Source organism: Oceanicaulis sp. (assembly GCA_040112665.1).
GTDB lineage: Bacteria > Pseudomonadota > Alphaproteobacteria > Caulobacterales > Maricaulaceae > Oceanicaulis.
On sequence record CP157796.1, the window covers coordinates 2,225,053 to 2,238,445 of the forward strand.

Genomic DNA, 13,393 nt, shown 5'->3' on the forward strand with positions numbered 1-13,393 from the left:
CGCAACACGGGAGTTTTCACAATGAGCCTCATTACGCGTCTCGCCGCCGGCGCTGCGCTTGCGGCCTTCGCCGCCGCGCCGGGCTTCGCCCAGCAGTACGTGTCCGCTTCCGCCGGGCTGAACATGCAGTCCGACAGCGACAATTCGGGCCGCTTCACCAGCGACTTCACCACCGGCGACGGCGTCGCCGTCCCGCCGGGCACGGTGCTGCCTTCGGGCACGTCGCTGGGCTGGACGACCGAGTTCGACTCCGGGCTCTTCCTGTCGGCGGCCTATGGCTATCGTTTCCAGACCGACATGGCCTATGGCGGCGCGTTCCGGATCGAAGGCGAAATCAGCTACGCCAACTCCGACGTGGACACTCACACCGGCGTGACCGCGGGCGGCAATCCGCTCGGCGCGGCGGACGCGGCGGTTCTGATCACCGGCTCGGCGCCGCTGGGCGTCACCGTCGCCGATCTGGTCGCCGACGGTCAGGGCGAAATCAAGTCGGTGGGTTACGCGATCAACGGGTATTACGACCTGCCGATCCAGGACACGCCCTTCACCGCCTACGCCGGGCTCGGCGTCGGCCTGATGGAGGTCGACATCGATTACAGCCCGTCGAACACGCCGATCATCGACGACTCCGATACGGTGGGCTTCTACCAGGTGATGCTCGGCGGCTCGTACGCCTTCGCCGAAAGCACCGAACTGTTCGCCGGCTATCGCTGGCGGCAGAGCGGGGATCTCGAGACCGAGTCCGTGCTGGTTCCGGCGAGCCTGGATATCGAGAACAAGTCCCACGTGCTCGAGCTGGGCGTGCGCTACAGCTTCTAGCGCCCGCACGACTCCCTCACCGAAAGGCCTCGCGTCGCAGGGCGCGGGGCCTTTCTTGTGTCACGGCGCGAACCTCTTATCGTGGCGCGCAATTCATCGCATCGCACGGAGACTTCAATGCGCGCTCTCGTCTGTCAGGACTTCGCCCCCTACGACCAGCTCAAGGTCGAGGACGTGCCCGAGCCCCAGCTCGGCGAAGGCATGGTGATGATCGACGTGAAGGCGGCCGGGGTGAACTTCCCCGACATCCTTCTGGTCGAGGGCAAGTATCAGATGAAGCCGCCCACCCCGTTCGTGCCCGGGATGGAGGCCGCCGGCGTCGTCTCCGCGATCGGGGAGGGCGTTCAGGGCGTCAAGGAGGGCGAACGCGTCATCGTCGCGACGATGCTGGGCGCCTTCGCCGAGAAAGTGCCCGCCCATTTCACGCAGCTCGTGCCGATGCCGAAGACGATGACCTTCGAGCAGGGCGCGGCCCTGACCACGATCTACGGCACCAGCTACCACGCTCTGAAGGACCGCGCGCAGCTCAAGGCGGGCGAGACCGTGCTCGTGCTCGGCGCGGCCGGCGGGGTCGGGATCGCCACGGTCCAGCTCGCCAAGGCGATGGGCGCGAAAGTGATCGCGGCCGCCTCCAGCGACGAAAAGCTTAAATTCGCCAAGGACAACGGCGCTGACGAGACGGTGAACTACACCACCGAGGACCTCAAGGCGAAGGTCAAGGAGCTGACCGGCGGCAAGGGCGTGGACGTGGTCTACGATCCTGTCGGCGGGGAGTTTTCCGAGCCCGCCCTGCGCGCCTCGGGCTGGAACGCGCGCTATCTCGTGATCGGCTTCGCTTCGGGCCCGATCCCGAAGATTCCGCTCAATCTCGCGCTTCTGAACAGCCGCAACATCATGGGCGTGTTCTGGGGCGCCTGGGTGGGCCGGGAGCCGCGGGCGAACGCGCAGAACCTCAAGGAAATCTTCGACTTCTTCGAAGCGGGCAAGATCGATCCGCAAGTCAGCGCCAGCTATCCGCTGGAGGAATACACGAAGGCTTTCGAGGACCTGATGGGCCGCCGCGTCAAAGGCAAGGTCGTCCTTACGCCCTAGGTCTTCGCCTCACGGCGGGCTTGCCTGTATGATGCGCGCCGAGCCCGCCGCGAGGGAGACCGCCGAATGAAGATCGATCTGTCCGACGCCGAAGGCCGGCTGCTCGACCTCGTCCGCCGCGCCGAAGCCGGCGAAGATGTGCTCCTGACCCGCGACGGCGCCGTCGTCGCACGCATCAGCGTCGGCGAACCGCCGGCGAAATCGCCTGAAGAGCGGCGCGCGCTGATCAAGCGGGTGCAGGAAAGCGCGAGACGCCACGCCCTGGAGGGGCCGGACGCCGCGCGTAGCCAGGACTTCCTCTACGATGAGGACGGGCTGCCGAAGTGATCGTAGTGGACACTTCCGCGCTGGTCGCCGTGGCTCTCGAAGAACCTGAAAGCGTGGCCTGCACCGAGGTGCTGACGGGCGCGGCGCATCTTGCGATCTCGGCCGGGACGTTCGCCGAAGCGATGATCCTGTCGGGACGGCGGGGTTTCAGTCGCGACATGAAGACGCTGATCGACGGTCTTGCGCTCGAGATCGTACCCGTCGACGCGAATTTCGCGGAAGAAGTCGCCGACGCCTACGCGCAATGGGGCAAGGGCGTGCATCCCGCCCGGCTTAATTTCGGCGACTGTTTCGCTTACGCCCTGGCGCAGCGGCGGAACTGCCCGCTTCTGTTCGTCGGGCGCGACTTTGCTCAGACCGATGTCAGACGCGCGCTCGACGCGCCGGCGCCCTAGACCGGCTTGGGCTTGGGCCGTTCGCCGCGGACCTGCACGGTTTCGGTGCCGGCGAAGTCGGCGGGCGGGACGTAGTCGCGGCGGAACCAGGGATAGCGCGCGCTGTCGAAGATCTCCCGCAGCCAGTCGAGCGCCTTCCTCACCCGCGTCACCCGGCGCTGGTCGGGGTGGTAGACCATCCACAGCGTGATCGGCACGGTCAGGCCGATGTCGACATGCACCAGGCCGGGCTCCACCTCGGCGGCGTAGGTCGGCATCACCGTGATGCAGGCGCCGGCCTTGGTGGCTTCAGTGAGCACCACCGAGCTGTCGGTGTTCAGCGAGGCCTTCATCATCTGCTTGATGGCGCCGGCTTCCTTCGGCCAGTGATCCTGCTGCTGGCGGAAGCTGGAAAGATCGCCGATGCGGTGATTGAGCACGTCGGCGAGCCCCTTGGGCGGGCCGTACGTGTCCAGATAGCGCCGCGCGGCGAAGGGCACGTAGTGCAACGTGGCGAGCTCGTTCGCCACATGGCTCATCCGTTTTGATTCAAGCATCTGCAGCGAGATGTCGACGCTGTCGGGCGGCGCTTCGCCCTCGACCTGGGTCAGGATTTCGAGGTTGATGTTCGGGTTCGCCTCGACAAAGCCGGGCAGGTGCCGGCCGATCCAGTAGCCCGCGATCCCCTCCGGCGCGGCCAGGCGCACCGTGCCCGCATCCGCCCGGTCGGCCTGGTGGGCGACGCGTTCGATGTCCACGGCGGTGGACTGCATGATCTGCACCTGGGTCCAGATCCGCTCGCCTACGTCGGTGAGCTCCACCCCGTCCGCCCCGCGGGTGACCAGGCGCGCGCCGATCCGGCCTTCCAGCGACTCCAGGCGCCGACTCACGGTGGGCTGTCCGATACCCAGCCGCCGCGCCGCCCCGCTCATCGAGCCTGCGGAGACGAGAGCATGGAAGATTCTGAGGTCGTCCCAGTCGAAGACCTGGGGTTTGGAGGGCGTCATCGGGCGGGCTCTGACGATTTTCGCATAGGGGTCATTCCAACATCGCTGAGGCGTGGGAGGCCCCGGGAAAGTAAACAAATTCCTAACGTTGCGTGGGGCTGAGATGTACGACCATAGTCTGCAGGACCCGTCCGTCACGCCCGAAAGCGTCCGGACCGGAAAACTCCGTGAAATTCTAGCCCGTAGAGGGTTTGTCTCGTCAAGCGAAGCTGACGATATCGCCGAGGCGCTCGCGCTCGGCGAGAGTGCGCTGGGCGGCGGTCTTGTACCGCAGAACGTTGTTCAGGCATGTGAAAATCGCACTGGGCGATGCTTTTTCATCCGCCGCGCCGAAACCGGCGAGGCGGAGGGCTTCATCGCGCTTCTGTATCTCAACAAGGCCGGATACGAGGCGCTGATGTGGGGCCGGTTCCGGCCCGAGGCGCCGGATCTCGACCATCTGACGGTTCCCGGCGAGCGCGCGACGGCCATCTATGTCTGGTGCCTGGCGGGCTCGACCGACGAGGCGCGCTTCGCCTGCGTGCGCGCAGTGACCGAGGCGCGGCGCAAGGCTTTCCCCGACATCGCCCTGTTCGCCCGGCCGATGAGCCGGGAAGGGCGGATGATGACCGCCGCACTCGACGCCCCCGGCGCCGGCGCGGCCTGGCTGGGCTGGGTGCCTGTTCAATCCGGTGAAGAGGAGGGCTGAGCGATGGACGGCGCCCGGCTCGACGAGTTCGAACCGCGCATTGAAGTGCGCGTCGCCCGGACCCTGGACGATCTTCAGCGCGTCGCCGTGGTGCGTGCGCTCGTCTACATGTCCGAACAGGACTGCCCCTACGAAGAAGAATACGACGGCAACGATTTCGCCGGCGCCACTCATCTGATCGTCGAGATCGGCGGCGAGCCGGCCGGCTGCCTGCGCCTGCGCTGGTTTGCGGGCTTCGCCAAGGTCGAACGGGTCTGCGTGCGCAAGGGCGCGCGCTCGGGCCGCGCGGCGCGGGCGATGATGACCCACGCCATCGAGATCATCCGGCGCAAGGGCTACACCCGCTTCATCGGCCAGGTGCAGGAGCATCTGATCCCCTACTGGAAGCGCTACGGCTTCATCCATCGCGCCGAGCGCGGCGTCTTCGTGTTCTCTGATCGCGCCTATGCGGAGATGGAGGCTCGGCCCGAGCCCCATCCGCGCGCGCTGACCATGGACACAGATCCGCTTGTGCTCGACCGGCCCGAAGGCGACTGGGACCGGCCCGGCCCGCTCGACCGGTCGGTGTTGCGCGGCGCCTCGCCGACCCAGTTCGATCGGGTGCGCGAGCAGGCGGCGAAAACCGAACGACCCACAGAACAAGAACAGCCCGAACGGGCGGTGGAGGAGACGCGCTGATGCTGCTTGGTATACCGGTCCTCGTCTGCATGGACCTTCAGATGGAGTTCGTCGCCCCCGGCCGGCCCTTCGCCGACCCCGACGGCGAGGAGATCGCGGCGCTTTGCGCGGACCTGATGGTGCGGGCCCGGGAGGCCGGCTGGTCGCTGGTCCACGCCCATCAGCACCAGGGCGGCGCCTTGATGCCGGGCATGGGGCTGAGCCAGCCCGCTCCGGGCTGCGAGCCGCGTCCTGGTGAAGTCCTGCTGCGACGCGCCGGGGTTTCAGCCTACGCCCACCCCGATCTCGACGGCATTCTTGAAGGCTCGATGGATGCCGGCGCCTATCTGATCGGCTTCTCCGCGCCGACCTCGCTCACCACCACGCTTTACGACGCGCAGGATCGCGGCCATCGCCTGACCCTGATCGAAGAAGCGATCGGCGGCGCCGACGTCGGTGAATGGTCTGCCGAGCACACGCGCGCGCTGTGCGTGGACTCCGCTCGGAAGATGGGCCGTTCGGCCGGGATCGAGACGGTCCCCGGGCTCGCTACGCGGTGGCCAGCGGCCGCCGCTCACGGCTGATCATTTCCGCGCCCGGAAGCGGCGGGCGTAGACGCTTTCGACGGTGTGCTTGAGCCGGGTGTGCTCGGCTTCTTCGGCGCGCTCGCTGTCGCGGGCGGCGCGGATCTCGGCTTTCAGCGACAGCCCGTCCCGGCTCAGCGGCACGATCTGGGCGATCGGCGTGCCGGCGGGCAGCACGAACCGTCCCGCGCCGCCGCGCCAGACGAAGGGCACGTTGACGCGCGCGGCGAAGCGGTCGGCGTCCACCAGCCCTGTGAAGTTCTGGAACGGCAGTTCGAAATGGTTGAACGGCTGGGTGAACAGAAGCGACACGCCGGCCGGCGCGGCGACCCGCCAGGGCAGGGTCCATTTCAGCGGATGGGCGTAGCCGAAGGGCGGGTTCGGTCCGCCGATCTGGCCGGGATGATGCCGCGTGACCTGCTCGAACCCCGCGGACGGATCGTCCTGATAGAGCACCTGTCCGTGCGCGTCGGCCTCGATGAAGACGTTCGCGGCGAGCGGCACGATCCACCCGGCGGCGAACGCGTCGGTCACCGGCATGCAGGCCTTCACCGTCAACGCGGGCAGGCCGTCAGCGCCCGGCATCCCCATCTCGCGCGGCAGGTTGCGCATCCAGTCGGGCAGGAAGCGCCCGGCGGGCTGGGGTTTGGGCAGGCGCGCCTCGTCTTCGGCGGCGCACAGAAAGCGGACCACGCCCGCGCCGTCTTCTAGGTCCGCCTCGCCCGTTTCGGTTTCAGCCGTCATGCGCCGCCTCCCTTTTCCGGGGGCATTTAGCGCAGGCGCGCACGCCGAAGTCGAGGGGAGAAGGGCTTGCATCGCGGCGCTGATCGCGGTCCCATCCCGTTCAAACGGAAGGGAGACCCGCCATGATCCGCACCGCCGCCGCCCTGATGCTCGCGCTCGCCGCAACCGCAACCGCCAACGCTCAGGACGGCGAACGGCCGCGCTGGTCGATCGTGGTGCATGGCGGCGCCGGCGTGATCGAGCGCGGCGCGCTGGATGCTGCGACCGAGGCGGCCTATCGCGCCGCGATGCAGGACGCGGTGGTCGCCGGGGGCGAGATCCTCGAAGCGGGCGGCGACGCGATGGACGCGGTCGAGGCGGTGATCCGCGTGCTCGAGGACGACGAGAAATTCAACGCCGGGCGCGGGGCGGTCTTCACCTCCGAAGGCCGGATCGAGCACGACGCCTCGATCATGCGCGGCTCGGACCTGCAGGCCGGCGCGGTGGCCGGGGTCACCGGCGTACGACACCCGATCAGCCTGGCGCGCGCGGTGATGGAGCACAGCCCGCACGTCATGCTGCAGGGCGCCGGGGCGGAGAGCTTCGCCGACGAACAGGGCCTGGAGCGCGTGCCGGAAAGCTATTTCTTCACCGAGCGGCGCTGGGCCTCGATGGAGCGGGCGAACATGCGCATGGGCCTGGACGTGCCGCCCCGGCCCGAAGGCGCGCCGGAAGCGGAGCCAGTCAATGAAGGCGCGCTCGACCTGATGGAGCGCGAACACGCCTTCGGCACGGTGGGCGTGGTCGCCATGGACGGGACCGGCGCGATCGTGGCCGGCACCTCCACCGGCGGCACGACGTCGAAACGCTGGGGCCGGGTGGGCGACAGCCCGATCATCGGGGCGGGCACCTACGCCACGCCGGTCTGCGGGGTCTCGGCGACCGGCACGGGGGAGTACTTCATCCGGCTGAACGTCGCAGCGCGCATCTGCACCTATGTCGAGGCGGGGCTGGACACCGAAGAAGCGCTCGAGCGCGTGATCATGGCCGAGCTGACCGCGCTGGGCGGAGACGGCGGGGTGGTTATGCTCGCGCACGGCTATCCGGCCTGGAGCTTCAACACGCCGGGCATGTACCGCGCCGCGCTGGTCGCCGGCGGCGAGCCGAAAGTGGCGATCTTCGACGACGAGGAATAGGGGCCGCTCAGTCGCCGCCGTCGCCGCCGCCGTCCGTGCCGGCCTCGATCTCGCCGCCCTTGCCGCGCCGCCCGGCGCCGGCGCCGATCACGCCGCCGACGATGGCGAAGAAGAAGGCGAGGGCGAAATTGTCGAACACGATCCAGACGAAGAGAAACGCGATCACCGCGCCGCCTATCGAAAAGCCTGCGGTTCTGGCGGCGCCCGAGCCCCCGCCGTCGCCGCTTCGCTTCGTGTCCTTGGTCATCGTCAGCGCCTCCCCGCTTCGATTGTCGCCGTGGTGCTGCGGCGGTCAAGCGCGGCAGGTCCGGCCTTCCATTTAGTTTCAAATGTAACTAAATTCCTGTCCGACACCCCGCCTCAGGAGACGCTCCCATGGCCCGCAAGTGGATCTATTCCAGCCGCGTCGAGGGCGACGCCTCGCGCCAGGCTCACGCCGACTTTCCCAAGGACGCGCCGTATGAGCGCGAGATGAGCAAGGAAGGGTTCTTCGGCCCGGCCGCCTTCCTGCATCACAAGCGCCCGCCGACCGGCTGGACGAAGTTCGACGGTCCGCTGAAGCCGCGCGCGTTCGATTTGGCGCGTCTGAACATCGCGGAAAGTTCGCCCTGGGGCGCGGCGCGGGTGCTCTACAACAGCGCCACCGACATCCGCTTCTGGAAGCTCGACAAGCCGATGAACACGCTGGCGCGCAACGGCGACGGCGATCAGCTGCTTTTCATCCATCAGGGGAAAGGGTCGCTGTTCTGCGATTTCGGCCATCTTCAGTATGCGGCCGGGGACTACATCGTGCTGCCGCGCGGCACGATGTGGCGGCTTTCGCCCACCGAGCCGACCGCGGTTCTGACGGTCGAGGCGACGAACACGCACTACACGCTGCCCGATCGCGGGCTCGCCGGTCCGCACGCCGTGTTCGACCCCGCGATCCTGGACGTGCCGGCCATGGACGAGGCGTTCAGGGCCCAGCAGGCCGACGAGGACCATGAGTGGACCGTCGAGGTGAAGAAGCGCGGTCAGGTCTCCACCATCACCTATCCGTTCAATCCGCTCGACGCGGTCGGCTGGCACGGCGAGCTGCATCCGGTGCGGCTGAACGTGAAGGACATCCGCCCGCTGATGAGCCACCGCTACCACCTGCCGCCCAGCGCGCACACCACCTTCCTGTCGGACAGATTCGTCGTCTGCACCTTCGCCCCGCGCCCGTTCGAGACCGACCCCGGAGCGCTTAAGGTGCCGTTTTTCCACAACAACGACGATTACGACGAAGTGCTGTTCTACCACGCCGGGGACTTCTTCAGCCGCGACAAAATCGATGCGGGGATGATGACCTTCCATCCGTCGGGCTTCACCCACGGCCCGCACCCCAAGGCGCTGGGCAACATGATGGAGCAGAAAAAGCCCGCCACCGACGAGTACGCCGTGATGATCGACACCCGAGACCCGCTGGAAGTCGGCGAGGGCGCGGCCAGCGTCGAGAACCCCGACTATGTCGACAGCTGGAAGCCGAAGGCGGCGGAGTAGTAGGGTGTCTCCCCCCGCTTGCGGGGGGAGTGGCCCGAAGGGCCGAGGGGGGCGGCGGTGCTCCAGGCGCTAGCGTAGCCCCCCGTCAGCTTCGCTGACACCTCCCCCGCAGGCGGGGGAGGACACCGCGCCCAGGCATTTGAACCAGTCATAGAGAGGACCTCCCCATGAAACTCGCCACCCTCAAGAACGGAACGCGTGACGGCCGGCTCGTCGTGGTCAGCAAGGATCTGGCCTGGTGTGCGGACGCCTCGCGCGTCACGCCGACGCTTCAGGCCGCGCTGGACGACTGGGAGCGCTGCGAGCCCGCGCTGCGCAGCCTGGCGCAGGAGCTCGAGCGTGAATCCATCCCGCGCGAGCGCTTCCATGAGCGCGAGGCGCTGTCCCCGCTGCCGCGGGCGTATCAGTGGGCGGACGGCTCGGCCTATGTGAACCATGTCGAACTCGTGCGGAAGGCGCGCGGCGCGGAGATGCCCGAGAGCTTCTGGGAAGACCCGCTGATGTATCAGGGCGGCTCGGACAAGTTCCTCGCCCCCCGCGAGGACATTCCGCTAGGCGACGACAGCTGGGGCTGCGACTTCGAGGCCGAAGTGGCCGTGATCACCGGCGACGGTCCGCAGGGCCTGTCCACCGAGGACGCTGAAAAGCAGATCCGCCTCCTGATGCTCGTCAACGACGTGAGCTTGCGCGGCCTCATCCCCGGCGAGCTGGCCAAGGGGTTCGGCTTCTTCCAGTCCAAGCCGCCCACGGCCTTCTCCCCGGTCGCTGTGACGCCTGACGAGCTGGGCGATCACTGGGACGGCAAGCGCGTTTCGCTGCCGCTTCATTCCTGGCTTAACGGCGAGAAGTTCGGCGAGCCCGACTGCGATGTCGACATGACCTTCGACTTCCCGCGCCTGGTTGCGCACGCGGCCAAGACGCGGCCGCTGACGGCGGGCTCTATCGTGGGCTCGGGCACGATCTCCAACAAGCTCGACGGCGGGCCGGGCAAGCCGGTCAGCGAAGGCGGGAAGGGCTATTCCTGCATCGCGGAGATCCGCATGATCGAGACGATCTACGACGGCGCGCCGAAGACGAAGTTCATGACGCCCGGCGATACGATCCGCATCGAGATGCTCGACGATCACGGCAAGTCGATCTTCGGCGCGATTGAACAGACCGTCGTGCGCTACGAGCCTTAGGCGCAGCGGCTTCTATCCAGCGATCACGAAGCGCCGTCGGACTCGTCCGGCGGCGTTTTCGTTTTGCCGGCGAAGAAGAGCGACACGACCAGGCCCGCCATCATCCCGATGCCCGGAAACAGGCCGTAAGACAACGCGATCTCACCGGTCAGCGCGAAGACGATCGAAGCGAGAAAGCCCCCGCCGACAAGGCCGAACGCGATGCCGTAGGTCATCGCTTTTTCCTGTGTCATGGGGCGTTTCCTCTCAGCGCGTACGCACGCTAGCACGGCCCAGCCCGGCGGCCTAACCGGCCTTGGCGGTTACAGCGTCACGGGAACAAGCGGGGCGTTTCAGGGGCTGTCCTGTCAGAGGCGCGCGAGCGCCGACAGCGACCTGAAGGAGACACGCCCATGTCCCGCATTCTTCGCACCGCGATGAAGTTTCTGCCGCAAATCCTGCGCAAGGTCCGCGGCGGTTCGTCCGGCCGCCGAAGCGCCCCGCGCCGGCGCTAGTTCGCCCGGCCTCTGGCCTTGAGCACGTAGCGCTCTCCGTCGAAACCTTCGAACAGCTCGACGCATTCGGGATGGCCGACCGCGCCGTTATGCGCGTCGGGCAACAGGTTCTGTTCGGACACGTAGGCGGGGTAGTAGTTCGCCTTGTTCTCCGCGAGCAGATGGTAGAAGGGCTGGTCCTTGGCCGGCCTGATCTGCTCGGGGATGGCGAGCCACCACTCCTCGGTGTTCGCGAACTCCGGGTCGACGTCGTAGATCACGCCGCGAAACGGGAAGAGCCGGTGGCGGACGACGTCGCCGATGGAGAATTTCGCCTGTTTCATCGGTCCTGGCGGGTCTGCGGGCGTAGGTTTCGCCGTGAATATAGGCGCTTCGGCCGCCTCTTGCAGGCCGCGCCGCTGCGCTTCGGATCGCTTTCACTTCCTCGCATGCGTGTTATGATCGTGGCGACACGATGACATGACCGTCCGTATCGGACCGGCAGGGCCGGCGCTCCCTGGCGCGCCCGCCGGCCGCAGGGACGGCGCAGGAAGGACCTGACCCATGGCGAAGGACGCAGCCGGAGAGGATCCGGCGCGGCCGCGCCCGAATCAGAGCCGCCGCAAGGGCGGGGACGGCCCGGTTTACGGCGCCATCGATTTGGGCACGAACAACTGCCGGATGCTGCTGGCCCGCCGCGCCAGGAGCGGTTTCCGCGTGATCGACGCGTATTCCCGCATCGTCAAGCTGGGCGAGGGGCTCGCCGCCAGCGGCGCGCTCTCCGACGCCGCGATGGATCGCGCGATCGAGGCGCTGTCGGTCTGCGCCGAGCGCATGAAGCGGCGCAACGTCACCCGCATGCGCTGCATCGCGACCGAAGCCTGCCGCGCCGCCTCCAACGGTCAGGCCTTCATCGACCGGGCGCGCGAGGTCACCGGCCTGCCGCTCGAGCTGATCACCGCGGAAGAAGAAGCCCGGCTCGCCGTTCACGGCAGTCTCGACCTCATGAGCGAGGATCACGAGGCCGCCCTGGTGCTCGACATAGGCGGTGGGTCGACCGAGCTATGCTGGGTCGATCTCGCCGAATGGCGCGAGCGCGGCGGGCTCGCCAGCGGCGGACGGCCGCCCTTGCGCGGCTGGTCGACCATGCCTCTGGGCGTGGTGACCCTGTCTGAGCGCTTCCCCGAGCCTGAGGGCGATGAGGCGCGCGCGGCCTGGTATCAGGAGATGAAGGCCTTCGCGGCCGCCCATCTCAAGCCCCCGCGCGGGGCGCGCCGCCTGAAGCCGCTTTTCAACGAGGACCGGGCGCACCTGATCGGCACCTCGGGCACGGTGACCTCGGTCGCCGGGGTGCATCTCAATCTGCCCCGCTATGTCCGCGACAAGGTGGACGGGCTCTGGATGACGGCGGAGGAAGCGCGCACCGCCTGCCAGCGGCTCGCCTCGCGCGATCGCGACGGCCGCGCGCTGGAAGGCTGTATCGGCCAGGAGCGCGCCGATCTCGTGCTCGCCGGCTGCGCCATCTACGAAGCCGTGCTCGACGCCTGGCCGTGCACTCAGGTGCGCATCGGCGATCGCGGGCTTCGCGAGGGCATGCTTCTGAACCTGATGCGGCCCCGCCGCCGGCGCGGCAAGCGCGGCGGATCGGGCGGGCGGCGCGCGCGCCAGAAGAAAGACCCGTCATGAGCGGCGATGACGAAAGCGGTGAGGGCGAACGCCGCCGGCGGCGCTCAGGCCCTGTGAAGAAGGGCGGGGACGCGCGCGCGGCCAAGCAGTTCCACACCCGCGTGAAGACTGCGCGCGGCCGGAAGATGTCCTCCAAGCTCTGGCTCGAACGCCAGCTCAACGATCCCTACGTGGCGCGCGCCAAGCAGGAAGGCTATCGCAGCCGCGCCGCCTACAAGCTCCTCGAGCTCGACGAGAAATTCCACCTGATCAAGCCGGGCATGCGCATCGCCGATCTGGGCGCGGCGCCGGGCGGCTGGACGCAGGTCGCGCTCAAGCGCGGCGCCTCGCACGTGGCCGGGATCGATCTTCTGGAGATCGAGCAGATCCCCGGCGCCATCCTGCTCGAACTCGACTTCACAGAGCCGGGGGCCGACCAGACGCTGAAACAGGCGCTGGGCGGACCGGCCGATCTGGTGCTGTCCGATCTCGCGCCCTGGACCACCGGGCACAAGGCGACCGATCACCTGAGGATCGTCGCGCTGGTCGAGGCGGCGGCGCACTTCGCCCTGGACGTCCTCAAGCCCGGCGGCGGGTTCGTCGCCAAGGTCTTCCAGGGCGGCGCTACGGGCGAGCTCCTCGAGCTTCTCAAGCACCGCTTCGAGAAGGTCCGCCATTACAAGCCGCCGGCCAGCCGCGCAGAGAGCGCGGAAACCTTCCTCATCGCGACAGGCTTCAAGGGCTGAAAGCCGGGCTTCGCCGGACCGCAGGCGCACGGCGAAGGCCACGCGCCGTGCGCCGGCGTGCGCTCGAATCTCTCCGTACAAAGACGCTTCGTTCCGCAGCGCAGCGCAGCGGAGTTTGCAAATTAACGAACCTATGTCGAAATATGATGATGCGCATAGATGAATTACAAGTCATTATTTTTACTTAAATAATCACATTTGCGCCATAATGCGTGACGGTTTTATCACACACGAAAATGCGACAGCAGTGATTGCGCGATCGAGCGCAGCGCGAGCGATTGTGCGGCGCGAAAACCCTGCGCAGGTTCCGTCTCATCACTTCAAAAAGACACGTGAGGAG

17 protein-coding genes are annotated in these 13,393 nt (G+C 67.7%); 12 read left to right on the forward strand and 5 right to left on the reverse strand.

All coding sequences use genetic code 11. From position 1 onward, the window contains the following. Positions 1 to 21: 21 nt before the first annotated feature. From ABL308_10860 to ABL308_10875, 4 genes are all read left to right on the forward strand, one after another. Complete coding sequence (locus ABL308_10860) at positions 22 to 819, forward strand: outer membrane beta-barrel protein (GenBank protein ID XBQ15453.1); 798 nt, start codon at positions 22 to 24, stop codon at positions 817 to 819. A 117-nt stretch (positions 820 to 936) separates the two neighbouring features. Beyond that, positions 937 to 1,911: an NADPH:quinone oxidoreductase family protein gene (locus ABL308_10865; protein XBQ15454.1), complete on the forward strand. Its 975-nt coding sequence runs from the start codon at positions 937 to 939 to the stop codon at positions 1,909 to 1,911. 66 nt (positions 1,912 to 1,977) lie between these two features. Then, positions 1,978 to 2,238 carry a type II toxin-antitoxin system prevent-host-death family antitoxin gene (locus ABL308_10870; protein ID XBQ15455.1) on the forward strand — a complete coding sequence of 87 codons (261 nt, stop codon included), beginning with the start codon at positions 1,978 to 1,980 and terminating at the stop codon, positions 2,236 to 2,238. Between the two features lie 5 nt (positions 2,239 to 2,243). Beyond that, entirely contained in the window at positions 2,244 to 2,633 is a 390-nt protein-coding gene (locus tag ABL308_10875) for a type II toxin-antitoxin system VapC family toxin (protein XBQ15456.1), read from the forward strand. Here the strand turns inward: ABL308_10875 and ABL308_10880 are convergent. After that, a complete protein-coding gene (locus ABL308_10880; GenBank protein XBQ15457.1) occupies positions 2,630 to 3,619 on the reverse strand; it encodes a LysR family transcriptional regulator in 990 nt (329 codons plus the stop codon). The genes ABL308_10875 and ABL308_10880 overlap by 4 nt on opposite strands. A gap of 103 nt (positions 3,620 to 3,722) precedes the next feature. Here ABL308_10880 and ABL308_10885 point away from each other — a divergent pair, with 103 nt between their 5' ends. Genes ABL308_10885 through ABL308_10895 form a run of 3 tightly spaced genes read left to right on the forward strand, consistent with a single transcriptional unit; the run spans position 3,723 to position 5,548 of the window. Next, positions 3,723 to 4,307, forward strand: coding sequence for a hypothetical protein (locus tag ABL308_10885; protein ID XBQ15458.1), 585 nt, complete (start codon positions 3,723 to 3,725; stop codon positions 4,305 to 4,307). Positions 4,308 to 4,310: 3 nt separating this feature from the next. Next, on the forward strand, positions 4,311 to 4,985 hold the full coding sequence (locus ABL308_10890; GenBank protein ID XBQ15459.1) for a GNAT family N-acetyltransferase: 675 nt from the start codon (positions 4,311 to 4,313) through the stop codon (positions 4,983 to 4,985). Beyond that, the gene (locus ABL308_10895) at positions 4,985 to 5,548 is read left to right on the forward strand and encodes an isochorismatase family protein (protein ID XBQ15460.1); all 564 of its coding nucleotides are present in this window, start codon (positions 4,985 to 4,987) and stop codon (positions 5,546 to 5,548) included. The genes ABL308_10890 and ABL308_10895 overlap by 1 nt, the downstream gene beginning before the upstream one ends. Here ABL308_10895 and ABL308_10900 read toward each other — a convergent pair whose 3' ends face one another. Continuing rightward, positions 5,549 to 6,292 carry a hypothetical protein gene (locus ABL308_10900; GenBank protein ID XBQ15461.1) on the reverse strand — a complete coding sequence of 248 codons (744 nt, stop codon included), beginning with the start codon at positions 6,290 to 6,292 and terminating at the stop codon, positions 5,549 to 5,551. A gap of 122 nt (positions 6,293 to 6,414) precedes the next feature. Here ABL308_10900 and ABL308_10905 point away from each other — a divergent pair, with 122 nt between their 5' ends. Beyond that, on the forward strand, positions 6,415 to 7,467 hold the full coding sequence (locus ABL308_10905; GenBank protein ID XBQ15462.1) for an isoaspartyl peptidase/L-asparaginase: 1,053 nt from the start codon (positions 6,415 to 6,417) through the stop codon (positions 7,465 to 7,467). A 7-nt stretch (positions 7,468 to 7,474) separates the two neighbouring features. Here the strand turns inward: ABL308_10905 and ABL308_10910 are convergent, their stop codons facing one another. Next, positions 7,475 to 7,714 carry a hypothetical protein gene (locus ABL308_10910; protein XBQ15463.1) on the reverse strand — a complete coding sequence of 80 codons (240 nt, stop codon included), beginning with the start codon at positions 7,712 to 7,714 and terminating at the stop codon, positions 7,475 to 7,477. Between the two features lie 128 nt (positions 7,715 to 7,842). On the opposite strand from ABL308_10910, the gene ABL308_10915 reads away from it, so the two are divergent. Both ABL308_10915 and ABL308_10920 read left to right on the forward strand, forming a co-directional pair. Next, positions 7,843 to 8,988, forward strand: coding sequence for a homogentisate 1,2-dioxygenase (locus ABL308_10915; protein ID XBQ15464.1), 1,146 nt, complete (start codon positions 7,843 to 7,845; stop codon positions 8,986 to 8,988). A gap of 167 nt (positions 8,989 to 9,155) precedes the next feature. Continuing rightward, complete coding sequence (locus ABL308_10920) at positions 9,156 to 10,169, forward strand: fumarylacetoacetate hydrolase family protein (GenBank protein XBQ15465.1); 1,014 nt, start codon at positions 9,156 to 9,158, stop codon at positions 10,167 to 10,169. A 23-nt stretch (positions 10,170 to 10,192) separates the two neighbouring features. On the opposite strand, the gene ABL308_10925 is transcribed toward ABL308_10920, so the two are convergent. Beyond that, positions 10,193 to 10,402, reverse strand: a complete 210-nt coding sequence (locus ABL308_10925; GenBank protein ID XBQ15466.1) for a hypothetical protein — start codon at positions 10,400 to 10,402, stop codon at positions 10,193 to 10,195. A gap of 257 nt (positions 10,403 to 10,659) precedes the next feature. Continuing rightward, positions 10,660 to 10,986, reverse strand: coding sequence for a heat shock protein HspQ (hspQ, locus tag ABL308_10930; protein ID XBQ15467.1), 327 nt, complete (start codon positions 10,984 to 10,986; stop codon positions 10,660 to 10,662). A gap of 220 nt (positions 10,987 to 11,206) precedes the next feature. Between hspQ and ABL308_10935 the strand changes: the two genes are divergently transcribed. Then, complete coding sequence (locus ABL308_10935) at positions 11,207 to 12,328, forward strand: Ppx/GppA phosphatase family protein (protein XBQ15468.1); 1,122 nt, start codon at positions 11,207 to 11,209, stop codon at positions 12,326 to 12,328. Continuing rightward, positions 12,325 to 13,053, forward strand: coding sequence for an RlmE family RNA methyltransferase (locus tag ABL308_10940; protein ID XBQ15469.1), 729 nt, complete (start codon positions 12,325 to 12,327; stop codon positions 13,051 to 13,053). The genes ABL308_10935 and ABL308_10940 overlap by 4 nt, the downstream gene beginning before the upstream one ends. Positions 13,054 to 13,393: the final 340 nt, after the last annotated feature.